At 68.3% G+C, this 24036-nt stretch carries 33 protein-coding genes, 1 tRNA gene and 7 pseudogenes; 10 read left to right on the top strand and 31 right to left on the bottom strand.

Annotated features, from left to right (window positions below):
• Positions 1–31: 31 nt before the first annotated feature.
• Positions 32–895, bottom strand: a complete 864-nt coding sequence (locus tag ACHMWU_RS11755) for a hypothetical protein (RefSeq protein WP_396043861.1) — start codon at positions 893–895, stop codon at positions 32–34.
• Between the two features lie 5 nt (positions 896–900).
• On the opposite strand from ACHMWU_RS11755, the gene ACHMWU_RS11750 reads away from it, so the two are divergent.
• The 3 genes from ACHMWU_RS11750 (at position 901) to ACHMWU_RS11740 (ending at position 1979) form a co-directional block, all read left to right on the top strand.
• Positions 901–1293, top strand: a complete 393-nt coding sequence (locus ACHMWU_RS11750) for a hypothetical protein (RefSeq protein WP_396043859.1) — start codon at positions 901–903, stop codon at positions 1291–1293.
• A 396-nt stretch (positions 1294–1689) separates the two neighbouring features.
• The gene (locus tag ACHMWU_RS11745) at positions 1690–1851 is read left to right on the top strand and encodes a hypothetical protein (protein ID WP_396043857.1); all 162 of its coding nucleotides are present in this window, start codon (positions 1690–1692) and stop codon (positions 1849–1851) included.
• On the top strand, positions 1848–1979 hold the full coding sequence (locus ACHMWU_RS11740; RefSeq protein ID WP_396043855.1) for a hypothetical protein: 132 nt from the start codon (positions 1848–1850) through the stop codon (positions 1977–1979). Before ACHMWU_RS11745 ends, ACHMWU_RS11740 begins: the two co-directional genes overlap by 4 nt.
• Before the next feature lie 30 nt (positions 1980–2009).
• Here ACHMWU_RS11740 and ACHMWU_RS11735 read toward each other — a convergent pair whose 3' ends face one another.
• Positions 2010–2312: a hypothetical protein gene (locus ACHMWU_RS11735; protein WP_396043852.1), complete on the bottom strand. Its 303-nt coding sequence runs from the start codon at positions 2310–2312 to the stop codon at positions 2010–2012.
• Positions 2313–2505: 193 nt separating this feature from the next.
• Between ACHMWU_RS11735 and ACHMWU_RS11730 the strand changes: the two are divergent.
• A pseudogene (locus ACHMWU_RS11730) lies at positions 2506–3570 on the top strand (sigma-70 family RNA polymerase sigma factor); the annotation flags it as partial.
• A 52-nt stretch (positions 3571–3622) separates the two neighbouring features.
• Complete coding sequence (locus ACHMWU_RS11725; RefSeq protein WP_396046682.1) at positions 3623–4042, top strand: DUF4349 domain-containing protein; 420 nt, start codon at positions 3623–3625, stop codon at positions 4040–4042.
• A 26-nt stretch (positions 4043–4068) separates the two neighbouring features.
• Here ACHMWU_RS11725 and ACHMWU_RS11720 read toward each other — a convergent pair.
• The 9 genes and pseudogenes from ACHMWU_RS11720 to ACHMWU_RS11680 form a co-directional block, all read right to left on the bottom strand.
• Positions 4069–4563 (bottom strand): annotated as a pseudogene (locus ACHMWU_RS11720) (DUF5979 domain-containing protein); the annotation flags it as partial.
• 81 nt (positions 4564–4644) lie between these two features.
• Positions 4645–5060 (bottom strand): annotated as a pseudogene (locus tag ACHMWU_RS11715) (DUF5979 domain-containing protein); the annotation flags it as partial.
• A complete protein-coding gene (locus tag ACHMWU_RS11710) occupies positions 4984–5643 on the bottom strand; it encodes a DUF5979 domain-containing protein (protein ID WP_396046680.1) in 660 nt (219 codons plus the stop codon). The gene ACHMWU_RS11710 and the pseudogene ACHMWU_RS11715, both read right to left, overlap by 77 nt.
• A gap of 199 nt (positions 5644–5842) precedes the next feature.
• Positions 5843–6316, bottom strand: a complete 474-nt coding sequence (locus ACHMWU_RS11705) for a hypothetical protein (RefSeq protein ID WP_396043850.1) — start codon at positions 6314–6316, stop codon at positions 5843–5845.
• A 235-nt stretch (positions 6317–6551) separates the two neighbouring features.
• Positions 6552–7283 carry a hypothetical protein gene (locus tag ACHMWU_RS11700; protein WP_396043848.1) on the bottom strand — a complete coding sequence of 244 codons (732 nt, stop codon included), beginning with the start codon at positions 7281–7283 and terminating at the stop codon, positions 6552–6554.
• Between the two features lie 8 nt (positions 7284–7291).
• A complete protein-coding gene (locus ACHMWU_RS11695; protein ID WP_396043846.1) occupies positions 7292–8869 on the bottom strand; it encodes a hypothetical protein in 1578 nt (525 codons plus the stop codon).
• Positions 8866–9084, bottom strand: a complete 219-nt coding sequence (locus tag ACHMWU_RS11690) for a hypothetical protein (RefSeq protein WP_396043844.1) — start codon at positions 9082–9084, stop codon at positions 8866–8868. Before ACHMWU_RS11690 ends, ACHMWU_RS11695 begins: the two co-directional genes overlap by 4 nt.
• Entirely contained in the window at positions 9081–9917 is an 837-nt protein-coding gene (locus tag ACHMWU_RS11685) for a hypothetical protein (RefSeq protein WP_396043841.1), read from the bottom strand. Before ACHMWU_RS11685 ends, ACHMWU_RS11690 begins: the two co-directional genes overlap by 4 nt.
• The gene (locus ACHMWU_RS11680; RefSeq protein ID WP_396043839.1) at positions 9898–10425 is read right to left on the bottom strand and encodes a hypothetical protein; all 528 of its coding nucleotides are present in this window, start codon (positions 10423–10425) and stop codon (positions 9898–9900) included. Before ACHMWU_RS11680 ends, ACHMWU_RS11685 begins: the two co-directional genes overlap by 20 nt.
• Positions 10426–10428: 3 nt before the next feature.
• On the opposite strand from ACHMWU_RS11680, the gene ACHMWU_RS11675 reads away from it, so the two are divergent.
• Positions 10429–10557 (top strand): hypothetical protein, encoded by a 129-nt coding sequence (locus ACHMWU_RS11675; RefSeq protein ID WP_396043837.1) that lies wholly within the window; start codon positions 10429–10431, stop codon positions 10555–10557.
• Positions 10558–10570: 13 nt separating this feature from the next.
• On the opposite strand, the gene ACHMWU_RS11670 is transcribed toward ACHMWU_RS11675, so the two are convergent.
• The 11 genes and pseudogenes from ACHMWU_RS11670 to ACHMWU_RS11620 all read right to left on the bottom strand — a co-directional run bounded on the left by ACHMWU_RS11670 (position 10571) and on the right by ACHMWU_RS11620 (position 16617).
• Entirely contained in the window at positions 10571–10984 is a 414-nt protein-coding gene (locus ACHMWU_RS11670; protein ID WP_396043835.1) for a hypothetical protein, read from the bottom strand.
• A gap of 189 nt (positions 10985–11173) precedes the next feature.
• Positions 11174–11246 (bottom strand) — tRNA-Ala (locus ACHMWU_RS11665).
• Between the two features lie 63 nt (positions 11247–11309).
• Entirely contained in the window at positions 11310–12242 is a 933-nt protein-coding gene (locus ACHMWU_RS11660) for a hypothetical protein (protein ID WP_396043833.1), read from the bottom strand.
• 87 nt (positions 12243–12329) lie between these two features.
• Positions 12330–12896: a GNAT family N-acetyltransferase gene (locus ACHMWU_RS11655; RefSeq protein WP_396043831.1), complete on the bottom strand. Its 567-nt coding sequence runs from the start codon at positions 12894–12896 to the stop codon at positions 12330–12332.
• Between the two features lie 17 nt (positions 12897–12913).
• On the bottom strand, positions 12914–13411 hold the full coding sequence (locus ACHMWU_RS11650; protein WP_396043828.1) for a molybdenum cofactor biosynthesis protein B: 498 nt from the start codon (positions 13409–13411) through the stop codon (positions 12914–12916).
• Positions 13408–13877, bottom strand: a pseudogene (gene moaC / locus ACHMWU_RS11645) (cyclic pyranopterin monophosphate synthase MoaC). The gene ACHMWU_RS11650 and the pseudogene moaC overlap by 4 nt, the downstream one beginning before the upstream one ends.
• The gene (locus ACHMWU_RS11640; RefSeq protein ID WP_396043826.1) at positions 13877–13984 is read right to left on the bottom strand and encodes a hypothetical protein; all 108 of its coding nucleotides are present in this window, start codon (positions 13982–13984) and stop codon (positions 13877–13879) included. The pseudogene moaC and the gene ACHMWU_RS11640 overlap by 1 nt, the downstream one beginning before the upstream one ends.
• Entirely contained in the window at positions 13954–14379 is a 426-nt protein-coding gene (locus tag ACHMWU_RS11635) for a molybdopterin-binding protein (RefSeq protein WP_396046678.1), read from the bottom strand. Before ACHMWU_RS11635 ends, ACHMWU_RS11640 begins: the two co-directional genes overlap by 31 nt.
• A gap of 80 nt (positions 14380–14459) precedes the next feature.
• Entirely contained in the window at positions 14460–14912 is a 453-nt protein-coding gene (locus tag ACHMWU_RS11630) for a hypothetical protein (protein WP_396046676.1), read from the bottom strand.
• A gap of 28 nt (positions 14913–14940) precedes the next feature.
• Positions 14941–15240: pseudogene (locus ACHMWU_RS11625) on the bottom strand (hypothetical protein); the annotation flags it as partial.
• A gap of 5 nt (positions 15241–15245) precedes the next feature.
• Positions 15246–16617: pseudogene (locus tag ACHMWU_RS11620) on the bottom strand (UTP--glucose-1-phosphate uridylyltransferase).
• A 46-nt stretch (positions 16618–16663) separates the two neighbouring features.
• Between ACHMWU_RS11620 and ACHMWU_RS11615 the strand changes: the two are divergent.
• Entirely contained in the window at positions 16664–17224 is a 561-nt protein-coding gene (locus ACHMWU_RS11615) for a 5-formyltetrahydrofolate cyclo-ligase (RefSeq protein ID WP_396043824.1), read from the top strand.
• A 1-nt stretch (position 17225) separates the two neighbouring features.
• Here ACHMWU_RS11615 and ACHMWU_RS11610 read toward each other — a convergent pair whose 3' ends face one another.
• The 4 genes from ACHMWU_RS11610 to ACHMWU_RS11595 are packed head-to-tail and all read right to left on the bottom strand — an operon-like array spanning position 17226 to position 18872.
• Positions 17226–17582, bottom strand: a complete 357-nt coding sequence (locus ACHMWU_RS11610; protein ID WP_396043822.1) for a type II toxin-antitoxin system VapC family toxin — start codon at positions 17580–17582, stop codon at positions 17226–17228.
• A 43-nt stretch (positions 17583–17625) separates the two neighbouring features.
• A complete protein-coding gene (locus ACHMWU_RS11605) occupies positions 17626–17877 on the bottom strand; it encodes a FitA-like ribbon-helix-helix domain-containing protein (RefSeq protein WP_396043820.1) in 252 nt (83 codons plus the stop codon).
• Positions 17878–17934: 57 nt separating this feature from the next.
• Positions 17935–18303, bottom strand: coding sequence for a penicillin acylase family protein (locus ACHMWU_RS11600; RefSeq protein ID WP_396046674.1), 369 nt, complete (start codon positions 18301–18303; stop codon positions 17935–17937).
• 38 nt (positions 18304–18341) lie between these two features.
• Positions 18342–18872 carry a hypothetical protein gene (locus ACHMWU_RS11595; protein ID WP_396046672.1) on the bottom strand — a complete coding sequence of 177 codons (531 nt, stop codon included), beginning with the start codon at positions 18870–18872 and terminating at the stop codon, positions 18342–18344.
• Between the two features lie 312 nt (positions 18873–19184).
• On the opposite strand from ACHMWU_RS11595, the gene ACHMWU_RS11590 reads away from it, so the two are divergent.
• The gene (locus ACHMWU_RS11590) at positions 19185–19418 is read left to right on the top strand and encodes a hypothetical protein (RefSeq protein WP_396043819.1); all 234 of its coding nucleotides are present in this window, start codon (positions 19185–19187) and stop codon (positions 19416–19418) included.
• Positions 19419–19547: 129 nt separating this feature from the next.
• Here the strand turns inward: ACHMWU_RS11590 and ACHMWU_RS11585 are convergent, their stop codons facing one another.
• From ACHMWU_RS11585 to ACHMWU_RS11565, 5 genes and pseudogenes are all read right to left on the bottom strand, one after another.
• Complete coding sequence (locus ACHMWU_RS11585) at positions 19548–20453, bottom strand: penicillin acylase family protein (RefSeq protein WP_396043817.1); 906 nt, start codon at positions 20451–20453, stop codon at positions 19548–19550.
• A 39-nt stretch (positions 20454–20492) separates the two neighbouring features.
• On the bottom strand, positions 20493–21521 hold the full coding sequence (locus ACHMWU_RS11580) for a hemolysin family protein (RefSeq protein ID WP_396043815.1): 1029 nt from the start codon (positions 21519–21521) through the stop codon (positions 20493–20495).
• A gap of 84 nt (positions 21522–21605) precedes the next feature.
• The gene (locus ACHMWU_RS11575) at positions 21606–22322 is read right to left on the bottom strand and encodes a hemolysin family protein (RefSeq protein WP_396043813.1); all 717 of its coding nucleotides are present in this window, start codon (positions 22320–22322) and stop codon (positions 21606–21608) included.
• A complete protein-coding gene (locus tag ACHMWU_RS11570; protein ID WP_396043811.1) occupies positions 22276–22629 on the bottom strand; it encodes a CNNM domain-containing protein in 354 nt (117 codons plus the stop codon). Before ACHMWU_RS11570 ends, ACHMWU_RS11575 begins: the two co-directional genes overlap by 47 nt.
• Positions 22630–22681: 52 nt before the next feature.
• A pseudogene (locus ACHMWU_RS11565) lies at positions 22682–22846 on the bottom strand (CNNM domain-containing protein); the annotation flags it as partial.
• A gap of 165 nt (positions 22847–23011) precedes the next feature.
• Here ACHMWU_RS11565 and ACHMWU_RS11560 point away from each other — a divergent pair.
• Positions 23012–23326 carry an FmdB family zinc ribbon protein gene (locus ACHMWU_RS11560; RefSeq protein ID WP_396043809.1) on the top strand — a complete coding sequence of 105 codons (315 nt, stop codon included), beginning with the start codon at positions 23012–23014 and terminating at the stop codon, positions 23324–23326.
• A 56-nt stretch (positions 23327–23382) separates the two neighbouring features.
• Entirely contained in the window at positions 23383–23976 is a 594-nt protein-coding gene (locus tag ACHMWU_RS11555; RefSeq protein ID WP_396043807.1) for an SAF domain-containing protein, read from the top strand.
• Positions 23977–24036 lie beyond the last annotated feature (60 nt).

Here is a 24036-nt window from a genome sequence, read left to right as displayed (position 1 = left end):
GGCTCCCCCTGCCGGGAACCTACCACCCAGATCAGTCGTCGAGGGTCCAAATGGGCGATTCTTCCGGGCACTGGTCGGCGACCCGATCGCGAAGTCCGGCGTCGCGGCTGAGCACCCTGACGGGACGATCGGACGTGGCCAACAGCTCGCACAGACCCGTTGCTTGACGCAGGTCGAGGCGTTGCACGTCACGGCGCGACACCGTGCTGCCCTCCTGCTGGGCGATCTCGACGGTCCACTCGTTGACCCAGTCCTCGGTCACGTCGTCGGTCAGGTAGCGCGACAGCACGACAGGTCCACCAGGACCCGAGTGAGCGAACAGGACGGGTGCAGCACTGGACAGATATCCCAGGTCATCGGCGAGCGTGCCGTGCTCCGCGTCGATGATCGTCAGTGCCGGCGCGACCTGCCGCACGCCCGGTGCCACGAGCGGTGATGCCGAAGGCGGTGCCACCAGCATCACCGCCAGCGCGGCACCGACGACGACGAGTGGCGCCGCGATCGAGTCGCGGCGTCGTCGCAGGTCGACGCTGACCGCCTGGGCGACGAACCGTCCGGTCATGACCACTGCAAGGACGCACAGCACCCACGCATACTTCTGCGGGTAGTAGCCCCACCACGACACGTCGGCGCCGAGGCGTTGACGCAGCAGAGCGGCAAGACCGACCGCGGCGGCGACCCCGAGCGCGAGTGCTCCCGTGCGGCTCCACGTGTCTCCGGTCGATCGCGTCGTCAGGAGCGCGAGGGCTAGCAGGACACCGAGCACCAACGACGGCGCGAAGGGCGCGAAGTCGAAGAATCCACCTTCTGCCGTCAGACCGACCTCGCCGGACCGGCTGACCGTGGGGGCGGTGACCCACAGGGCGTACGCGGCAGAGACGGCCAGCGCGGTCAACCAGAATGCTGCTGACGCACCGCGGAGCGCCAGGTGATCCCGGCGATGGCGCCGAGATGATCCAGGCTCCCCACGCCATCGGCACGACGGCCAGCACCGCCCAGGCAGCCAGCAAGGCCAGGGCTGCGAGCATCAGCAGCGCCGAGGCCGAGGTCGGTGAGCTGGGCGCCTCGACCCACACGAGCCAGGCTGCCAGGAGGATCACGATCGAGACGAGCGCGTTGATGAAGCCGAACCGCAGAGCGAAGCCACTGATGAACCAGGTCCACGGCAGGAGTCCGGCGCCGATCGCGGCCGCCACGCGAAGCCGACGGTGCCGGGCCGGGATGCCGGTCGCGACGATGACCGAGGCCAGGACGCTCATCCACACCAGGAGCAGCATCACGACGAGCGCCTGACGTCCCGCGTCGAAGGCGAGCAGCTCGTGGGGGTCGACGGCTGCCCTGCCCGGTGCGGTCGCCACCGCAAGCACCTCGTTGGCGAGCGGATCGCGGTTGCCATGAGCCGAGACAAGTCCTCCGTCGGCGAGGATCTGGCGCGTTCCGGTCAGGTGGTAGATCCCGTCGTTCCACAACGCCCACGATGGTCCGACGTCACGGGCCCGCCCGACGACTGCAGCGACGGCCGCGCCGAGCGGGACGACGGCAGTCGCTGCGGCACACCAGGTGGTGTCACGACTCCACCGCACTGGTCGGCCCGATCGGAGCAGCACTACGACCGCCACGAGGCTGACCACCACCACGAGGCCCGTCAGCCCGGGCACGAGCGGAACGTCGAGCAGCGGAAGAACCGCCATGGTTCCGGCCAGCGTCGCCGCCGACACGATCGTGGCTGCCCCGACCGCCCCTGCCCACGACCATCGCGATGCGAATGCGGCGGTCAACGCCGCTGCCATCAGCAGGCAGCTGACCAGGAGGACCGTCATGCTCGGGCGGACGCCGTGCTGTCCGGGGTGAGTCGTTCGACCGCGACCAGCACGAGCTCGGTCGTCGAGATGCAGGTCTGCAGCACCGCATCGGCGTCGGGCAACTCGCTGACCCGGGTGGTGCCCCGTGGCGCGCGTTCGATCGTCGTGACGACATAGGTACCTGCCGTGAGGCCCTCGCCGCCGAGCTCAACTCGCGTCGCCCACCGCGAGGCGCGGGATCCACTCCTCCCCGCCGCAGTAGTCGTGCTCGGCGACGAGGACCGGCCGGTCGCCGCGCAGCTGGATCGCGACCGGCCCACGACAGTCGTCGATCAGCGGCGTCGACGCCTTCAGGGTCGAGGTCGCGTACATCGTCCGGCTGAACTTGGCCTTCGGCAGCTCTGTCTCGGGCGACGGCGTCGACGTCACGGCTGATGACGTCGCGGCCGGGACCGGCGTCTGAGCAGCCTCGCCCGAGCAGCCCGCCAGCAGACCCGACAGGGCGGACACCCCCCAGGATCGACCCGATCACCGCGCTGGACTTCACCGGGCGATCATCTCACCCGCCGGGGTCTGCGAGGCCGAAAAACCTCAGCGCCGGGTTTCGATGCCAGAAAAAGTTCGATCGATCATGAGACGGTGGGGCTGGAGCGGACATCTGTAGGAAAAGGCGTCCTGCGCCAGCACAGATCGGAGCCGCCGAGTGATCACCGCGACGACCACTCCTGACCATCCTCCCGGGGATGGCGACCTGTTGGCACGCGCCGCGACCGGCGACCGCAGCGCCTTTGGCGCGCTGTACGACCGCCACGTGCGTCCCGTCTACTGGCAGGCGTACAGCGTCGTGGCCGAGGACCGCGAGGCCGAGGACGTCACGCAAGACACCTTCGTCACGATGTGGCGCAAGATCGACACGATCCAGCTCGTCGACGAGTCGGTGCTGCCGTGGCTGCTCGTGACCGCCCGCTACACCGCGCTCAATGCCCGCCGCAGCAGCCGGCGCCGACGAGTCACCGAGCTCGACCCCGACCTCGCAGCCAGGCGCACCGTCGAGGACGAGGTCGAGGCCGCTCAGGTCAGGGCCGAGATCGACAAGGCCACCGCCGCACTGAGCCCGCTCGACCGACGACTATATGAGCTGTGCGTCGCCGGCGACCAGACCTACGAGATGGCAGCCCACGCTCGGCGTGACCCACGCCGTCGTCCGCAACCGCATCTCACGACTGCGCCACCGGCTGCGCGCCGATCTGCGCCCCATGAGGGAGACATCATGACGACACCCACACTCGACGACGACCGGATCGAGCGGATGCGCGCCAGCATCATGTACACCGTCGACCAAGACCAGTGGCGACGCAGGCGTCGCACCCGCCGCGCGACGGGCCTGGTGGCCGCGAGCGTGCTGGTGGTCGGATTCGGCGCAGTCGGGATCCAGGTCCTGGGGTCAAGGCCGATCGCAACCGACGACTCACTGACATCGCAGCGCGAGAGTGCCCCGGATGCCGGTGGCGCCCAGCTCGACAGCCGCTACTCGGGCGGTGACGAGCTGGCCGCGCCCGACGCCGACCGTCAGGTCATCACGACAGGTTCGGTCTCGGTCACGGTGACCAAGCCACGCAGCAGCGCCGGCCAGCTCAGCGCATACGTCGAGAGCCTCGGCGGGCGGGTCGACAGCCGCACCGAGGACGGCAGCGGCGATGACGCGAGCGCGTCCCTGCAGGTGCGGGTGCCGTCGACCAAGGTGCAGACGATGATCAAGCAGCTTCGGCTCGTACGGAACGGTCAGCAACGTCTCGTTGCAGAACGAGGACGTCACGTCGGTGTCGAAAGACCTCGACGCCCGGATCGACGCCTTGCAGATCTCGGTCGACCGACTGCAGTCGATCCTCGCCGAGGCCGACACGAGCCGAGAGGTGATCTCCGCCGAGGGAGCGCTGACCGAACGCCAGGAACAGCTGGAGAGCCTGCAGTCGCAGAAGCGTTCGCTGGCCGGTCAGGTCGAGCTGTCGAGCATCTCGGTCGACTTCGCGCAGAAGACACGCGTCGACACGGTCGAGCCGGGTGGATTCACCGGCGGTCTACGAGATGGCTGGAACGCCCTGGTCTCGACGGTCAACCACGTCGTCGAGCTGATCGGTGTCCTGCTGCCCCTGGGCAGCCATCGTCGCACTGATCCTGCTGCCGGTCGTGCTGGTCCGCCGCCGCAAGCACTGGAACTGAACCGGGGTGTGGCGGCTTGATCTCGCCACACCCCGGTTCGTCTAGGTCAGGCCTTGCGCGAGCGCCTGACCATCGCAGTTCCTCCGCCGATCAGCAGCAGCGCACCGAGCAGCGTCCACAGGCTCCCGGTTGCACCGGTGCCCGGCAGGATGCCGTTGTTGTCGTCGATGTCCTCCGGCGCGGTACCCGCATCGGACTTGAACCGGTTGGTGATCGTCACGAGTGCCTGATCGGGTCCGTCGGTCGCAGACAGGTCGACGGTGATCTCGTCGCCCTTGACCTTGCTGGTCTTGCCCTTGACGTCGGCCTCGATCGAGGTCACGTCGGCACCCTTGGCGTCGGTCTCCGTCACGGCGCACTCGGCGCTGGACGGCAGCTCGGTGAAGCTGGCACGGAAGCCATTGGCCTTCGAGAGCTTGCGGCTCTCGCCACCCGGAACCGTCAGGTCGACCCGCTCGCCGTCGACGAGCCACGTGCACACCAGGCTCACCTCGAACGGACCCTTCGCCCCCTTGACGGACGTGTCGCCGGTGACCTTCTTCTTGACATCGAGCGACGTCAGGTCGAAGGTGTTGGTCGCCGTGAGGGCGATGTTCGAGATGCCCTCGGGCTCGTCGGGCGACGGGACCGTGACAGTGCCATCGGCCGGATCGAGCACCGTGCTCGTGGCACCGGCGGCCTTGGTCTCCTTCAGCACGCACGAGGTGCCAGCCGGGAAGGGGCCGAGCGTCGTCGTGCCGCCACCGAGGATCTCGAGCCACCGTCGTACGGCGTCTGTCCGTGGTAGTCGCACTTCACGGCGAAGGTGAACGTGCCGGTGCCGTACAGCGCCGCACCGTCACCGTCGACGACCTTGCCGAGCGTCACGGTGCCCGCGTCGTACGCGTTGGTGAACTCGATGGCTGCCGCCTCGATGCCCGGTGTGACGACCGCTGAGCCGTCGCCGTTGTCGACGAGGTTGTCACCCGTCACGACGATGTGATCGGCGAAGAAGCGGTCGGTCTCGGTGACGACGCACGAGGCGCCCACCGGGATTCGGTCGGCCGGAGCAGTCCACGTCTCCCCGTCCTCGAGAGTGAACGTCAGCGTGTCGTCGACCTCGGTGAACAGCACCCGGATCACCCAGCGCCGACTCGCACTTCACGCTGAACGTGAACGGACCGAACTCGGCACCGCCAGCCTGCGTGTCGACCTTCTTGGTCACCGACAGGCCGGTGAACTGGTAGTCGTTGGTGATCGTCGCGGTCTGCGACTCGACGATCTCCTCGTCGTCAGCGTCCTCGGACACATCGGTCAGGTCGGTGACCTGCAGCGTGACCGGGGAGCCGTCGCGTGACGTCTCACCGAACTCGCCGGTCTCACCCTGCTCGGTGATGGTGCAGGACGTGCCGTCCTGGCTCACCGGGATGCCCGGGATGCGCACCGTGTAGTCGTTGTCGGAGGTGAGCTCGATCGTCGCATCGTCGCCCAGGTCGAGCTCGACCTCGCCGGCGGTGCAGATGACATCGGCCTTGAACGTGTCGGGGCGTACTGCGACGCCGGGCCGGTCACGTCCTTGGTGACCTCGATCTGGCCGAGGCGCAGGTGCACGCCGACCTTGCTGGGCGATCTTGCGGAACACCGAGGCGCCGGTGTACTTGAACTTGGCGCCGTACTGGTTCCAGGCCAGCTGGTCGGTCGCCGGCACGCTCGTCGAGGCACCGCGCGGCTCGCCATCGGTCTGGGCCTTGTTGACCGTCGAGAACGTCACGTCGGCCGACTCGCCGAGATCGAGGAATCCCTTGGTGCTGGTGCGGAAGTTCAGGTGCACCCGGATACGGTCACGGTCGACCAGTCGGTCGAGCTGTCGACGGCCGCCCACACCTCACCGCTCTGCTCGCACACCGGCTGGGGTCGTCAGATCGGCCCAGGTGCCGACGCACGCATTGGCGCTCGACGTCACCTCGATGGTCTGGGTCGTCCCTGCCGGCGCGTTGACCTGCAGCGAGTCGGCGACCATCTCGGGCCGGTACTGCGAGCCGCGCGTCTCGCCCCAACACCAGCATCTTGTCGCCAGCTGCAGGCAGCTGGTCGAAGATCGTCATCTCGTCGACCGTGACGGTGCCGGAGTTGACGTTGCGCAGCACCCAGTCATCGGTGCCGTCGATCTGGCTGTTCGCGACACACGGCGCACGGAAGTAGCTGCCGCCCGTGGCATTGAGGCTCGGCGTGCACACCGCAGACGGTGCACCGGGACGGTAGGCGCCGGGCAGCGATCCCCGCACGCCCTTGACCGTGTAGAGGTTGGCGCCCACGACGGTGCCGACGTAGTCGGTCGTGCCGCAGGTGTGCTTGTCGTCGGCCCAGTCGGACGTCAGGTGCCGCCCTCGAACCGTGTTGCGGCAGCCGATCAGCTCTGCGCGGTCTGGACCGTGACGGTGTTGGTCGCGGTCTGGCCCGATGCGAGTCCGCGGCAGCGCTCGAGGAAGAGCCGGATCTTGAACGTCTCGCCCGGCTTCATGCGCTGACCGTCCTCGGGCCAGGTGAACGTCAGGGTCTTGCCGTCGGGGCTCGACCCGATCTCGACGTCGTCGGACAGCAGACCGTCGGCATCGGGCGTGAAGATCGCTGCCGGATCACCGGTGTAGGCGAGCTCGGTCGGCAGCACGTCGCGCAGCCGTCGACCGTCAGGTAGCCGGTGCCGACGTTCTTGATCGTCAGGTCGAACGGCACAGCCGTGCCGGCGCTGGCCAGTCGGTTGCCCTCGTTGGTCAGCTTGTTGACGGCGATCTCGTGCGTGCCGAGGTTCAGGTCGATCTCGGCCGTGGCGTCCTTGGCCGCGGAGTCGTTGCCGTCGGTACGAGTCGACTGCGAGGTCTGGGTGTTCTCGACCGTGTGGTCGAACGTCACCGGTTCTCCGCTGTCACGGTAGGTCTCACGCAGGGTGACCGTGAAGGCGCCCGACGCCGTCCAGTTGGGAGCCGGAACCGTCTGGGAGAACAGCGCACCGTCGGCGCGCGTGAACGTGAACCGGATGCCCTGGACGTCCTCGTCGTCGACGCCGGTCGGCAGTGCCGCCGTGGCGGCAGCGGTGCCGTCGACCCAGGCGCTGCCGTCGTACACGTCGACCTTGACCTGGTCAGCGCCGGCGGGAAGCGTCACGGCGCCGAGCCCCGTGAACTCGAACTGGTTCCAGAACGCGGCCGAGTCTGCCTGGTCCTCGATCGTGACCTTGTTGGGCGACAGCGTGCTGCGCGGGTCGGATCCTTGGGTGGCACCCAAGCTGACCGTCACCGGCACGTGGGGGCGGGCTCGGTGATGAGCGCGGGCGACACCTGCTTGGTCGGGGTGACGTTGACGACGCCTCCGGTCAACGTGGCGATCGCGTCGTCGACATCGCTCGCGGTGACGCCGGCCGACAGGACCGGGTGGTCAGCTCTCCGGCGAAGACCCGGTTGGGGACGTCGAGCGTCTGTCCCGCGCGCAGGATCTGGTCGGCGCCGCTGCTGCGCAGGGTCGCGCGCAAGCTTCGACTCGATCTCGATCGACAGGTTGTTGTCCTGGGTGATCGTGCCACCGGACTCAGCCGGATCGGTGTCGTGGAACGTGACGCTGATGCCGACGACATCGGCCAGGTCGCTGGCCTCGAGGGCGTTCGCCTCGGTGATCGTCACCCGCTCGGTCGTGTAGGTGCCTGCGTCGTAGCGCAGCAGCCACACGGTCGACTCGTCGAGGTCGACCTGATCGGCCTGGCTCGCAGCGATCGTGATCTTGGTGGCATCGAAGCGTTCGAACGGATTCGCGACATCGGTGTCGGTCAAGTAGTCGACGTCGACGTCGAACGGATCGGCCAGGGCGCCTGCTGGCGTCGCGGCACTCTCGCACCCGCCCAGGGCGGTGTCGGTGCACGTCGCCGGATCGGTCAGCCGCACGTAGGACGCCCGTGCGACCGAGGCGTTGTGGCCGACCATCGTCCAGGTAGCCGTCGGGAAGTCGTCGGCGTCGGTGCCGACCGGCGGCGTGAAGATGTTCTCGTCAGGGTCGACGGACTTGGTGACTGCGACCCCCGGATCGGGGTCGATGATCTGGATCGTGTCGTTGTCGGTGTCCTCGACGTTCGCGCCGCCAGCGATGGGCGTGCCCGTGACCGCAGTCGTGTTGTCGACGACACCGGCATCGGCGTGGTTGAAGGTCTTGTCCTCGACGACGAATCCGCCGTCGGAGCGCGTCTTGTCGCGCAGCTGCCAGGTCAGTCGGAAGACGCGGTCGGCGCTGCCCGATCCGACACCCGACTCCGGCTCGGGAGCGAAGGGGTCGAAGGCCGATCCCACCTGCTGGGCCGCTTGACGGGCCGCGGTGTCGGCGGCCGTCTCGTCGAGCACGATCCGGACACCGGTCGTGTCGGCCGACTGGTCACTGGTCAGCACGTAGCCCTTGAAGCCGCGGTCTGCGGTCATCCACGAACCGCCGGGGGCAGGTACGGAGGTCCACGATCCGCCGGCGAACAGCTGGACGTCGGTGATGGTGTCGTACTTGAGGTACCAGCCGCTCGTGAAGGGTTCGCTGGAGGCCGAGATCTGCTTGACGTCGACCAGGTCGAAGGCGTCGAAGACGGTGTTCTCAGGGGAGGCGAAGCCGCCGGCCGGATCGCTGATCGTCACCGGCGCGAAGCCCGCGCTGACGTTCCAGTCGAGCACCGTGGTGGCCCGCGCGCCGGACTGGGCGTTGACCGCGTCCTCGACCCAGTGCTTGTCGATGTCGACGCCTGGGCCGGGGCCACCTGAGGTGGTCTCGATCGTCCCGACGCCGGTGTCGGCGTCTTCGTCGACCAACGGCTTGCCGCCTGCGGTGACGCCTTCTGCGGTCACGCCGGCGGTGTTGGTGTACGTCGTCGGGTGTCAGGTCCGGGGGTGACGTCGCCACCGGTGCGCAGCGTGCTGCGGGCCTCGAACACGATGTTGGGGGTCACCACCGTGTCGGACGCGAAGCCGTCTTCGTTGTGGAAGCTGAACCGGATGCCGTCGATACCGGTGCCGTCGATACCGGCGAGGAGCAGCGCCGCCTCGACCTGGGTGTCGGTCATCTGCAGGACCGTGGCACCGTTCGGCCCGTAAGACCTTGAGCGTCTGCCAGGTGCCAGCGGCGTCCCCTGACCTCGATCGTCAGCTCGGTGTTGGGCGGCACCTGCGTCGGTGCGACGGCCTTGAAGTCGAAGGCGTTCCAGAACTCAGCAGCGCCTTCTCCCCAGACGTCGTCGACCACGATGTCGTGGACGACCGCGCCGTCACCGGTCGCGACCGCATTGGCCGCGAGGGACGAGATGACGGTCTCGCCTGGCTCGACGGACGAGGAGGGTCGAACGGCCTTGTTGATCGTCACCGAGATGTCGGGGTTGACGATGCGCAACGTGTCGAATGCCGTTGCCTCGTCGGTGAGTCCGTTGGGCGCCTCGACGTCGGCGGCAACCGTGTTGGTCAGCGTCACGTCGGTGTCGGCGCCGGTTGCTTCCTCGGAGGTGTCGATGTCGAACTTGACGGTCGCGGTCTCGTCAGCACTGATCGTGTCGCCGGACCAGATGATCTCGAAGCCGGTGATCGGGCCGCTGGGCGCCGTCGGGGTGGCGCCGTTGGTGAACGGAACCGTCTGGGTGCCACCGGCGCTGAGGTGATAGATCACTTCGGCCGTGTCGGCGCCGGCCGGCCACACGGGGGCCGGCGAGAAGCCGCCGAACGTGACCTCGTCGGTGAAGAAGTCGAGATCGGCCAGGCGCAAGGTCGAGACCGGGACAGCACCGTTGGTGCCGGTGATCGTCGCCTTCGCCGACTGGCCGGCCGTGATGCTGCTGGGGGTGATGTCCTTGGCAGCCTCGACCGTCGGGATCGCCGGGTTGACGGTGTCAGCTGGCGGCACCGTCATCGGTGGCCGGGTCCTGGCCCTCCGCGGCAGCCTCACCGGTCGTGACGTTGTCGACGCGGTGAACCGCGGTCGACAGGTCGCTGGAGTCGTTGCGGTGCGTCGCCCGCTGCTCGAGGTCGAGGTCGACCGAGATCGTCTGTCCCGGGGCCATGTCGCCGGTGCAGGTGATGCGGATGCCGCCGACCTCGCCGTTGCTGACGCCCGCGGGCAGCTCCGAGCCCCGCCGATGCGGAGCCGGGGTGCCCGACACCCAGCTCCACTTGCTGTCGGCGAACACGTAGGCGTCGACCTGGACGTCTTCGCATCCCGCAGGCAAGGAGACATCGTCGAAGCCGGCGAAGTCGGTGATCGTGAACGGGTTGCTCGCGTGCAGGGTCGCAGCATCGGCCGGCGCGTTCTTCGGCTCCTGGATCGTCAGGCTGTCGACGGCGACGTTGGACGCATTGCGGATGTCGAGGCCGATCGTCGAGCTGGCGCCCGGATCGAACACCTGGCTGACGGTGTCCACGACTTGTCGACCGCTGCCGCGATCGTGACTGCGGAGTCGATGTTGATCGTGGCCGCCGAGGTCTGGGTGAGCGCGTTGGAGGCCGACACCGAGGCGGTGTTGACGATGTCGTCGCTGGTTCCCGGCGGGTAGTCGTCGGGCACCTTCAGCGAGATCTGGATCGTGTAGGTCGAGCCGTTCTCCAGTCCGACCAGGCCGCCGCCGACGTCTTCCTTGAGGTCGACCGTGGGCTTCGGTGTCGGCAGCCACGGTCGCCGGCGGTGTCGCGGTCCCTCCCGGTGCCCCAGCTGACGGTGCGCGGGATCGACTGGTCGGGGCTGAACGTGACGCCCGTGATCGGGAATCCGACCAGGCCGTCCGGCAGCTCGTCGACGATCTGCGCGTCGAGGCAGTCATCTTCGGAGCAGATGACCTGGATCGTGTAGGTGAACGCCTGGCCCGGCTTCGGCTTCTCGACGTCGACGCTCTTGTCGATCTGCAGCGAGTTCGGCGCAGCCGAGGCCGAGGTCGCCAAGACCGGCAGAGACAGCATCGTGAGCACCGCGGCTAGCAGGATCATCAGCCATCGTCGGGTCTCCCCGATCGATCGAAGCTGGCGAGAACGGGGGCGGCGATGCTGTCGAATCACCTGCGAATCCTAACGCCACAGGGTGTCGCCTTCATAATCTGCTGCTATCGACTTGATTTTTGCCGCAAACGCCAACAGACCCAGATCGGGTGATGGTCACCTGATCTGGGTCTGTGCGGGTGGAGCATAGGAGATTCGAACTCCTGACCTCTTCGATGCGAACGAAGCGCGCTACCAACTGCGCCAATGCCCCATGCCCTCTAGCTGCGAGCGCTCCGCAACTTTATCAGGCAAGTCCCGGGTTGATCAGGCGGGTTCAGTGACCCACGGCGCGGCGCTCTTCGCCGGGCTCGTCGGCCTGCGCCGGCAGCTCGACGTTCTCACCCTCGATGTGTCCCGAGGTCCAGGTGCCGGGCTGGGAGAAGTCGATCGTGCGGACCGTGCGCCCTGCGCGCGGCTTGGTGACATAGGTGGGCAGCGTCACCGGCAGCGGGTCCCACAGCGCCTCGCCGGTCGTCGAGACCGACGGCACGGCGATCACGATCTTGTCGTCGAGAGCGTCGTCCTCGAGCGCCACGACCTCCATGACGTGCGGGCGGCCCGGGTCGACGTCCTCGAACTGGCCCGAGACGATGATGGTCTCTTCTTCATCGGCGGCAGTCGAGACCGTTGACTTGCCCTTGGTCTTGGCCTTCGTCTTGCTCTTGCTCTTCGTCGTGGCCTGCGTCTTGGCGGTCTGGGCGGTGGCCTTGACCTTGCCCGCGAGGGAACCGGCGATCTTGGTCGCGCGCGGCGTCTTCTGGCTCGAGATGCCTCGCTCGCCGCGCACCTGGATGCGGCAGGCCACGAGCCAGGCGACGATCAGGGTCACCGGCGCGGCGATGAACGGCAACGCGATGACGCCGGCCACGGCAAGACCCGTGACCACGACAGCGAGGCCGAGCAAGGTCAGCAGGGTGCGGCGACGGCGGCGGGCGGCCAGGCGAGCAGCCGGACGGTCGAGCGTGCGAACGGGCTTGGCGGTGGGAGCCTCAGCGACCGTCTCGGTCTCGGCGGGCGTGACGACCTCGGTCGCCTCGTCGGCAGTGCGGCCCGCCCCTGGCCAGGCGATGACCCGGCTCAGCGAGCCCGATCCTTCGACCGATGCGTCCTTGCTGGCCTCGTCGTAACGGCGCAGGGCAAGCGGGATGAAGTACGCCGCCCATACGACGACGACGAACGCGATGATCAACCCGGCACTAGGACCCACATGGACGACGTTAGGCGGTCAGCGTGCAGATAGCCCGCACCCGTGACCGTGTGTCGCCTGAGAACTTCTGGGGCTGATGTGACTGGCTCAGCGGTCGAGTCGCTCGAGCAGACCGCGGGGCACGTCCTCGGCGAGGATCTGGAACACCGCATGATCACGCCACTCGCCGGCAATGTGCAGGAATCGCGGGGCGATCCCGATCTCGGTGAAGCCCAGCTTGTGCACGACTCGCAGGCTCGGGTCGTTCTCGGGGCGGATCGCGATCTCGATGCGATGCAGCCCGACTGTCGTGAGGAGATGGTCACACACCAGCGCGACGGCGGTCGGCGTGATGCTGCGACCTGCGTGGCTGCGCGCGATCCAGTAGCCGATGTTGGCCGACCGCGCCGAGCCCCACGTGATGCTGTTGACCGTCAGCATGCCGACGAACTCGTCGTCCCACGTCAGCACGAAGGGCATCGTGTGGCCTTGGCGAGCCCGGCGTCGCAGAGTGCCGATCATGCCGACATAGGACGCTGCGGGCGGGCCGGCCTCCTGCGGCAGGGTCGCCTCCCACGGGCTCAGCCACGCGACGTTCGCTGCTCGCAGCCGCGACCACGCACGGGCGTCACGTCGTCGCAGCGGGCGGACACCGATCGACCCGTGTCGCAGCACGACGGGCCAGCCGGGACTCAGGATCCGCTCCGGGGGTGATCGCCACCGCGCAGCTGGTCGACCGCGTGAGGCAGGAGGTCGGCGAGCACCGCGAGGCCGTCCTTGACCCCGCCGCGCGATCCGGGCAGGTTGACCACGAGCGTGCGGCCGGCAACCCCGGCCAGTCCGCGCGAGAGCGCAGCGGTGGGCACGCCGGCAGCGATGCCGCGGGCCCTCATCGCCTCGGCGACGCCCGGCAGCTCGCGATCGAGCAACGGCCTGGTCGCCTCGGGGGTGCGGTCGGTGGGGTTGATGCCGGTGCCGCCGGTCGTGACGATCGTGTCGACTCCCGCAGCGAGCGCCGCGGCGATCGCCGAGGCGACCGGGTCGCCATCGCCCACGACCACGGCGTCGCCGACCTCGAACCCCCAGGAGGCAAGCGCCTCGACGATCAGCGGGCCTGTCTCGTCGGTGTAGATGCCGGCGGCCGCGCGATTGGACGCGACGACGACAGCAGCCCTCGGCGTCGTGCTCATCGCTGCCAGTCGCCGCTCTTGCCGCCCGACTTCGCGACGACCTCGATGTCGGTGATGCGGGCCAGCTTGTCGACTGCCTTGACCATGTCGACGACCGTGAGCGCCGCGACGCTGACTGCGGTCAGTGCCTCCATCTCGACGCCGGTGCGGTCGGCTGTTCGCACCGTCGCCCCGATCAGCACCGCGTCGTCGGCGACCTCGAGGTCGACCTCGACGCCGCTGATCGCGAGCGGATGGCACAGCGGGACCAGATCGGGGGTGCGCTGGCACCCATGATGCCGGCGATGCGGGCCACTGCCAGGGCGTCGCCCTTGGGCATGCCGTCGGCTCGCAGCAGGCGGACGACCTCGGCGCTGACCTCGACCCGTCCGCGAGCGGTGGCCGATCTGGCCGTGACGTCCTTGGCGGTGACGTCGACCATGCGGGCAGCACCCGTCTCGTCGACGTGGGTCAGACGATCGGCCATCAGAACGGCCTGTCGAGCACCAGGGTGCGGACCGTGTCGCCCATGTTGAGCGCCGTCTGGTCCTCCCCCACGATGATCAGCGCATTGGCCTTGGCCAGCGAGCCCACCAGGTGCGAACCGGCACCGACGAGGGCGTGACCTTGGCGCCACGGTGCGTGACCTCGAAGACGCCGCGCACGTACTGCCGGACGCCGGGACGGGACTGCAGGTCGGAGGCCAGGACGGCGTGGACCATCGGACGACGATAGGGGGTGCGGCCCATCATCCGGCGGATCGCCGGCAGCACGAACACCTCGAACGAGACGTACGCCGACACCCCGTTGCCGGGCAGCGTGATGATGGGGGTCTGCTCGTCGAACACCCGGCCAAAGCCCTGGGGCTTGCCCGGCTGCATGGCGACCTCGTGGAACTCGACCGTGCCGAGCGCCGACAAGGTCTCCTTGACGACGTCGTGATCGCCCTTGCTGATGCCGCCGCTCGTGACGACGAGATCGGCGCGCACGAGCTTGCTCGGACAGCACCCGGCGGAACGTGCGCGGGTTGTCGTCGACCGCGCCGACGCGGTAGCAGATCGCACCGGCCTCACGAATCGCTGCGGCGAGCATGTAGCTTGTTGCCGTCGTTGATCGAGTCGTAGTCGAGGTGGGTGCCGGGTTCGCGCAGCTCGGTGCCGGTCGAGATCACGACGACTCGTGGGCGCGGACGTGCCTTGACCCGCGGTGCGCCGAGCGAAGCCAGCAGCCCGATCTCGCGCGGACCGAGGACGGTGCCCTCGGCCAGGACCGTGTCGCCCGCGGTGACGTCCTCGCCCTTCGGCCGGATGCGCTCTCCGGGCTGCGTCGAGGCGTAGATCTGCACCCGGGCGTTGCCACCGTCGGTCTGCTCGATCGGCACGACCGAGTCGGCGCCGCGCGGGATCGGTGCACCCGTCATGATCTTGACGGCCGTGCCGGCGCTGATCGCGAACGGCTTGGCCGATCCGGGCGGCGATCTCGCCGACGACGGGCAGGGTGACGGGGCTGTCAGAGCCGGCACCCGCGATGTCTTCGGCGCGCACTGCGTAGCCGTCCATCGCCGAGTTGTCGAACAACGGCAGGCTCATCGGAGCGACGAATGCCTCGTGCAGCGGAAGTCCCAGAGACTCGACGAGCGGCTGGTCGTAGGCCGCGAGCGGGCCGATGCCACGCAGGATCTTCTCGAGATGATCCTCGACGGTCAGCAGCCCGTCGGGGATGCTGGCTGGACGAGAGCGCACCGGACGGGCCGAGGGCTCTGCCGCCGAGGCGTCTGTCGGGTCGGGAGTCACCGGGTCGATCGGCAGCGCGCCCTGATCTGGATGGTCACCGGTATCTCCTGTCGACATGTCGATCAGCCTAACCGCGTGTCGGTTGCGATGCTCTCGGCCGTGCCCGTGTCGTCGAGCTGCACTGCCCCGACGACGACCACGTCGCGTCCGAACCGCCAGTCGCCACGGACCGTCAACGACTCGGCTCCAGCGAGTGACGGCGGCGTCGGGATGCGGGCGTCGAAGTCGGCGATCGTGGTGTAGAACCGGCGGTCGAGGTCGATCAGCGGCGGGGTCGCGACCTGCGAGCGGACCCGGAAGTCGTCGCCGACCCCATAGACGTCGGAGCGCAGCAGGAGCAGGTCGTTGGTCGTCTTGACGGGCAGGAAGCGCGAACGATCGACCTCGATCGCCGTCGCCCCGTCGAACACCTCGACAGCAGCACCCATCGCCGACTCGATCTGCACGACCGGGGTCGAGGTCGGGTCAGTCGGGTCGACGGTCTTGGCGTTGCGGATCAGCGGCAGCCCCAGCACACCGTCGCGTTCTTGCAGCGTCGACTTCATGACCTGCAGGTCGAACCACAGGTTGTTGGTGTGGAAGTACTGGTGCCGGGTCAGGTCGGAGGCCGCCGCCGCATCCTCTGCGGGAGTCTGCGCAGTCTCCCGCAGGACGAGTCGACCGTCGCTGCGCCGCACCACGATGTGACCGCCCTTGACGTCGGCGGGCGTGCGACGGCACACCTCCGCGGCGTACGGCGCCCCGGAGGCGGCGAACCAGCCCATCATCGCCGGATCGGGTGCGGCCCCGAGGTTGTCGGCGTTGGAGACCGTCGCGTAGCGGTAGCCGGCGTCGATCAGCGCATCGAGGATGCCCGACACCTCGAGCGCGGTGTACAGGTCGCCGTGGCCAGGCGGGCACCACTCGAGCGAGGGATCGGCCGGCCAGTCGACAGGCGTCAGGTCGTCGGCGCGCAGCTTGGGCTCACGGTTCTGCAGGAAGTCCAGCGGCAGGCCGTCGACCGCGAGACCGTCGTACTTCGCGAGTGCGGCCAAGGTGTCGTCGCGGGTGCGGAAGCTTGTTCATGAACAGCAACGGCATCGACACGCCGTACGTCTCGCGCACCGCGAGCACCTGGCCCGCGATGACGTCGAGGAATGTCAGGTCGGGACGGACGGGCAGCAGCGTCTTGGCCCGGTCGAGTCCCATCGACGTGCCGAGACCGCCGTTGAGCTTGATGACCGCCGTGACGGCGGCGGCCGCGCGGCAGTCCTCTTCACTGATCTGCAGCGCGCTCGCATGGTCGATGCCGGTCAGCGGCTCGACGTCCGCCTCGGGGATCATGCCGGTCGCGCCCTGCTCGAGCTGGACGTAGAAGGATGCGAAGACATCGATGGCGCGTTGCGGCACACCAGCATCCGCCATGCGCTGCTGCGCCTGTTCGAGTCCGCTCATCGTTGCTCCCTCATCGTTCCGGCGCCCATAGGTTAGCGTCAGCCGCGTGGACAAGACGCAGGCGCGCGCAGATTTGTTGCTCGAACGGCGGTCGATGACCGGCCCCGAACGCGTCGAGGCAGCCGAGGCCATCGCCCTGCACCTGCTGGCCACTCCGGTCGTCGCCCGAGCCAAGCGGGTCGCCTGCTACCTCTCGATGCCGTCCGAGCCCGGAACCGGCCCTGCCGTGGCAGGGTTCGCCGCGCGCGGGATCGAGGTGATCGTGCCGATCAGCCTGCCCGACCACACGCTCGACTGGGTCGGGCTCGACCCGGACGCGCCGCTCACCACGACGTCCCTGGGCATCCCCGAGCCGTCGGGCCCCCGACTCGGCACCGGTGCACTGGCGGGCTGCGACGTCGTGATCGTCCCCGCGCTCGCAGTCGATCACAGCGGCCACCGCCTCGGCCGCGGAGCCGGCTACTACGACCGTGCCCTGGCCGAGGTCACGGCACCGATCTGCGCCGTCGTCTTCGCCCATGAACTGCTGCCCGAGGTGCCCCACGAGCCGCACGACGTCTCCGTGCAGATGGCCGCGACGCCGTCGGGGATCTTCCGGGTGCCGTGACTCAGCGTGAGTCCCACGGATTGACACATCGAACACCGAGCGGCTCGAAATGCTTGACGTTTCGGGTCGCAATCGTCATGTCCCTGGCTTCAGCAACCGCCGCGATCAGTGCGTCGTCGAAGGGCGCGTGCTCTGGGACGCGATAGGCGGCCAGGGTCCGAGCGGCCGAGAGATCGAACGGCAGAACCCGATCGGAGAAGGCGGGCAGGACCCGCTCTTCAAGCCACCGACGTAGGACATCTCCTTGCGCCGGATCGGACCTTTCCTTCGCGACCACTCCGCGCTCGAGCTCTGCGATGGTCGTAGCCGTGACGAACTGGTCAACAACAGGAATTGACGCGGCCCAGGTCTCGACCACCTGATGGCGTCCTCGAATGCGGAGCGCGGACACCACGTTCGTGTCAAGCACGTACCGACCGGCTGAGCCATAGTTCGGGGGTGCGGGCAGTGAGGCCCAGGCGCTCGGGCTCGAACTCGATGTCTACTCCTTCAGGGGTACTCAAGAGATCGACCATTGTGATCTGCTCCCGGCCGAGGGCGTCGGCAAGGATCTGACGCGCTTCGGCCTCGACCGACTGCCGATGCTGCTTCGCGCGCGCCCTCAGCACGGCCTTTGTCCCCGCAGGAAGATTGCGGATCAGGATCTGCTCCATGGTGCCACCTCCGATATCAATCCAACGATATCAGTCCTCGCCGCTGAATTGAGATCGTCAGCCCGTCTGCCCCTTCAACGTCAGCACCTTGTCGGTGGCGTCCTCCACCGCCTTGCTCTCGAACGCCCACGGCGCGGTCTTCCCCTGGGCCCACAGCTTCTGCTGGTCGACGTAGTTGTCGTGGAACGCGTGGCCGGAGTTTCCGGTCAGCTGGATCCAGCGTGACCGGTCGAAGTCGTCGAGGTCGACGATCATCCGCATCGACGGCACGGCGGTGATCTCGTAGCCTTCTGTCGCATCCCAGCTCGTCGCGTTGACGATGCCGCTGCCACCGCCGATGTCGAACGGGCCCCGGTTGAACAGCCAGTTGACGGCCGCGACGCCCGAGTCGCCCAGGGTCGGGTTGACCAGGTCGAGCGTGTGCATCGCACCCCAACGCCACTTCTCGGGGCTGCGGGACTGGTTCATCGTCGGCCGTCACGAGCATCACGCATCGCCTGGGCCAGGATCTCGTCGCGGGTCTCCCCGCACCGGCGTCGTGATGTCGTCCCACCACTTGCTGTTCTCGTCGTCGAGGATCGAGCCCACGACGCTGAACCAGCGCTCGCCCACCGGGCCAGACCTCCTGCGGCAGCTGGTCGTGGAAGGTGTCGGTCAGCAGGTTGCTCCACACCGCGTTGAAGTACGCCGCGGCCGACGAGTCCGCGTCCTGCCGGTAGTCCCAGCCCTTCAGGGTGTCCTGCCCCTGGCGGTAGTACTTGTCGTCCAGCTTCACGTCGAGCAGCGCGGGCACCAGCATCGCTGCCAACGGGCTGTAGGAGTCGTTCTGCAGCTCCGACATGTCCTGGACGCTCGGCTTGTCCTTGGCCTCGATCAGCTCGCGGATCCGCTCCGACCGGTAGCCGGCAGCCGTGTCGGCGCCGAGCAGCGGGGTACTGGTCGCCGATGACCTTGTTGTTGGCTGTGACGATGAAGCCCTCGTCGGGGTTGTACACCCGTGGCAGCCGTCGAACGGGATCGTGCCCTTCCACCCGTACGAGGAGTCCCAGCCGGGCACCGGCCAGCGACCGTCGCCCTTCTTGCGGATCGGGATCGTGCCGGGCGACTGGTAGCCGATGTTGCCGTCGACATCGGCGTAGACGAGGTTCTGCGACGGCACCGTGAAGAGCTTGGCCGCGGCCCGGAAGTCGTCCCAGTTCTGCGCCTTGCCGAGCGCGAAGACGGCCTTGATGGTCGGCGAGGGGTCGAGCGCCGTCCACCGGAGGGCGACCTCGTAGCTGCCCTGGCTGGTCGTCCGCTGCACGCTCGTGCCGACCTTCTCGATGTCGTCGTCGAGGTCGGACAGGATCGGGCCGTGCCTGGTCGAGCGCACCGTGATGGTCTCGTCGTCGCCACCGGCGACCTTGAACGTCTCCTGCCGGGTCGTCAACGGGACCTGCTTGCCGTTGAACTCGTACGTGTCGCCGGTGACCCGCTCGAGGTACAGGTCGGCGACATCGGCGTACATCGTCGTGACGCCCCACGCGATCTTGGCGTTGTGACCGACGACGACTCCCGGCAGACCCGAGAACGAGAAGCCCGAGACGTCGTACGGGCAGGCCTCACTGACCTTCCGGCAGTGCAGGCCGACCTGGTACCAGATGCCGGGCATCGACGGCGCGAGGTGCGGGTCATTGGCCAGGATCGGCTTGCCGGTCTGCGATCGCTTGCCGTCCACGACCCACGAGTTGGAACCGATGCCGTCGCCGATGCCGAGCAGCGCCGGCAACGCCTCGGCGCCGCTGCGCGCCTTGCTCAGCGATGCGACGGCTGCCCGAGCCAGCTCGGCACCCGACGACGGCTCGGCGGAATCGGCGAACTGGCCGTCCACGACCGCGCCCTGGTCGCCGACGATCGTCGCGTGATCGGCCGGATAGTCGGGGTGAGGCTTCGACCTTCTCGACCGGGAGGTTCTGCGTCGCGAGGACGCGATCGATCTCGTCGTCCATGTTGCTGCGCAGGTCCCAGGCCATGGCCTTGATCCACGCCAGCGAGTCGACCGTCGTCCACGGTTCGGGCGTGTAGCTGGGGCCTGTCAACGACAGCACGGAGTACTCCAGCGAGAGCTTCGACGCCGAACGGTTGTCGATGTAGGAGTTGACGCCGCGTGCGTATGCCCGCAGCAGGCTCCGGGTCTCGTCGTCGAGCAGCGCGACCTCTCGCTCCGCGACCCGCCGCCAGCCCAGCGTGCGCACGTACTTGTCGGTCTCGAGCGCGCCGTCGCCGACCAGCTCGGCCAGACGGCCCGCCGTCACGTGACGACGGAAGTCCATCTCGTAGAACCGGTCCTGCGCGTGCACATAGCCCTGCGCGAGGAACAGGTCCTCTGGGGTGTCGGCGTAGATCTGCGGGATGCCCAGCTTGTCGCGCTTGATCGTCACGTCGTCCGTGAGCCTGGCGATCTGCACCGTGCCGCTGGTGTCGGGGAAGGACTTGCGCACCGTCACGAACGAGAACACCGCCCCCGCCACGAGCAGGGCGGCGAGCAGGCTGGCGATGACGATCAGGATGCGGCGCACCGAGTCATTCTGACCCACCCGCCCAACGCGATGCGAATGCGCGCGGGTCAGGCCCTCTCAGCGCTGCGGATCTCGCCGACCAGCCTCTCCGAGGACGTCCTCGAGCATGATGACCCCGAGCACCTCGCCCTGCTCGTCGGCGACCCGCGCCATGTGCGAGCCGCGTGACTGCATCGTGCGCAGCGCCTCGTACAGACCCGATCCGAGCGCGACCGTCGCGAGCGGGCGGACCCACTTGTCGGCGATCGTCTCCAGCCGTGAGGCCTCGTCGGTCTCGAGCACGTCCTTGATGTGCAGGTAGCCCGTCAGGTTGCCTTCGGCATCGGTGACCGGGAAGCGCGAGAAGCCGGTGTCAGCGCAGGCACGCTCGACGTCGACCGGGGTCGAGCTCGGCGGGATCGTGACGAGGCCGTCGCGGTGCAGCAGCACCTGGTCGATCGTGCCGTCGGAGAAGTCGAGCGCGCCCGACACGAGGCTGAACTCGTGCTCGTCGAGCAGGCCCTCACGACGTGACTCGGCGACCAGGCCCGCGACCTCGTCATGCGTGTACGTCGAGGACACCTCGTCGACGGGCTGCACCCGGAACAACCGGATGATGAGGTTCGCGATGCCGTTGAGCACGACGACGAACGGCTTGAGCACGAAGACGACGCCGAGCATGAACGGCCCGAGGAACAACGATGCACGGTCGGGGCCCACGAGGGCGAGGTTCTTGGGCACCATCTCGCCGAGCACGACGTGCGCGAACACGACCAGCGTCATCGCGATCACGAACGAGATGGGATGCAGGAGTCCTTCGGGGACGCCGACCGCCTCAAAGGCGGGCTCCATCAGGTGCGCGATCGCGGGCTCGCCGACCGCACCGAGGCCCAGCGAGCAGATCGTGATGCCGAGCTGGGCCGCCGCCATGACCTGCGTGATGTTCTCGATCGCCCGCATCGCCATGCGGGCGGGCCGCGAACCGGCTGCGATGCGCGGCTCGAGCTGGGTGCGCCGTGCCGAGATCAGCGCGAACTCGGCCGCGACGAACAGTGCGTTGAGTGCCAGCAACAGCAGCGTGAGCAGCACTCCACCCCAGTCACTCATGCCCCTCACCTGCCTTCGCCGTCGCCGAGTCGTCGATCGTCAGGGACACCCGGTCGATACGACGTCCTTCCATGCGTTCGACCGTCAGGACCACGGTGACCGGATCTTGCTCCTCGTCGTTCTCGTCCAGCGTGGGCTCGATCGTGAGGCGGACGGCGTCGCCGCGCACCGCGATGCGACCGGCTCGAGGTTGATCAGGCCGGCGATGGTCTCGTAGTCCTCGCCCTCGGGCAACGAGATGCCGGTCTGCTCCTCGACCTCGTCGGGCCGCAGCAAACCCGACAGCGACCACGTTCCGTCGCGGCGGTGGCGGCTGCGCGCCGACAACCGGTCGTGCTCGTCGGCGATGTCACCGACGATCTCCTCGATCAGGTCTTCGAGGGTCACGATGCCATCGGTTCCGCCGTACTCGTCGACCACGACCGCCATCTGCATGCCCTGCTCGCGCAGCAGCAGCAACAACGGGTCGAGCTCGATGCTGTCGGGGACGGTCGTGACGGGGTCGAGGATGTCGATCAGGCGGACATTGCGGCGCCGGTCGACGTCGACGCCGACGGCCCGCTTGACGTGCACCGCGCCCAAGACGTCATCAGGTGACTTGCCGATGACGGGGAACCTGGAGTGACCGGTCTGCCGCGCTGCCTCGATGACGTCGTAGGCGGTGTCGCGGCTCTCGAGGAAGTGCACCCGCACCCGGGGCGTGCGCACGTCGGCGGCCGTGCGGTCGCCGAACGCGATGCTGCGGGCCACGAGGTCAGCGGTCTCGTCGTCGATCGCACCTTCCAGCGCCGAGCGCAGCACGAGTGACCGCAGCTCGAGCGGCGAGCGGGCGGAGCGCAGCTTCTTGCGGCTCGACGCCGAGCGCGCGCAGGATCGTGTTGGCCAGGCCGTTGAGCAACCTGATCGGCCAGGCCATGGCCTTGGTGAACGCGCGTTGCGGCCACTGGGTCACGGCGGCGGTGCGCTGGGGCAGGGCCAGCGCGAAGTTCTTGGGGATGAGCTCGCCGACCAGCATCGTCACGACGGTGCTGAGCACCAGGGCTATCGCGTACGACACCCCGCGCAGTGCGCCGCCTTCGAGCCCGAGGGACTCCAGCGGATCGTGCAACAAGCTTGCCGATCGCCGGCTCGGCCAAGAAGCCGATCGCCAGGTTGGTGATCGTGATGCCGAGCTGAGCGCCGCTGAGCTGCGTCGACAGCGACTTCAACGCGATCAGCGTGCCCTGCGCACCTTTGTCGCCGGCTTCGGCATCACGTTCGATCGTGGCTCGATCGACGGTGACGAACGAGAACTCCGCGGCGACGAACACGCCACAGGCCAGCATGAGAAGCAAAGACGTGGCCAAGAGCAGCCATTCAGTCATCGATGGACTCCGAGGGCACTCGACAGGGGCTGATTCGAAACGGACTTGTCCGGTAAGGGAGGTTGATCAGTCACAGTGGCGCAACTGTACCCTTGGAGCGCAAAGTCCATCGATGGGGAGCATGTCGTGCCGAAGTACCAGTACCAGTGCAAAGACTGCGGAGAAGCCCTGGAAGTCCAGCAGAGCTTCTCTGACGATGCCCTGACGGTGTGCCCCAACTGCGGCGGCAACCTGCGCAAGGTCTTCAACGCCGTCGGCGTCGTGTTCAAGGGCTCGGGCTTCTACAAGACCGACAGCCGGTCGACGTCGACCGCGTCGTCGCCAGCCTCGTCCTCGTCCTCGTCTTCGTCGTCGTCCGAGAGCAAGCCGGCCAAGACCGAGAGCAGCACCACCGCAGCCTCGACGCCCGCCAAGACGAGCGGCTCCGGCTCCGCAGCCTGACCCCTCCCTGTGGACGAGGCGCTGCACCGGCGCCGCGATCTTCCTAGGCTCCCGGGATGGATCGCATCTCGCAGCTCGCCTTCACCTATCGCCGTTGGCTCGCCGCACTGTTCACCGGGCTCGCTGTGCTGGCTGCCCTCAGCGCCGTGCGGCAGACCCCTGACACGACCGCCGTCACGGTCGCTCGCCACGACCTGCGCAGCGGCCACGTCATCACGGCTGACGACCTGCGCACCGCCGAGCAGCTCTCGCAGCACGCCCCCGAGCACGCCCTGCCCCGTGACGCGGTGATCGGGCGGCGGGTCGCCGGCCCGATGCGCGCCGGAGAGGTCGTCACCGACTTCCGAGTTCTGCGTCCGCAGGCCCTCGGCGGCTACGGCGACGATGCGGTCCTCACGACGATCCGGCTCGATCGCGCCGACGGTGCAGCCGCTGTGCAGGTCGGCGACCAGGTCGACGTCGTCGCGGTCGACCCCGAGGGACGTGGCGACGCGCAGGTCGTCGCCCGCCGCGTCGAGGTCGCGACGGTGCCGTCGGGAGACGACCGCGCCGAGACCGCCCTCGGCGTCGTGACGACCGAGAAGAAGGCTCTGGCACTGGCGACCGCCGGGTTGACGTCGCGCCTCAGCATCCTCACGTCGTCGCACTAGCCCGTGCACGCCGACCGGTCCGTCTGGTGCGACCCGGACCGACGTCGCTAGGGTCGTGTC

It is taken from the genome of Aeromicrobium sp. UC242_57, assembly GCF_044452305.1.
Classification (GTDB): domain Bacteria; phylum Actinomycetota; class Actinomycetes; order Propionibacteriales; family Nocardioidaceae; genus Aeromicrobium.
Note: the sequence above shows the minus strand (reverse complement) of the source record. Positions and strands in the feature narration are given on the sequence as shown.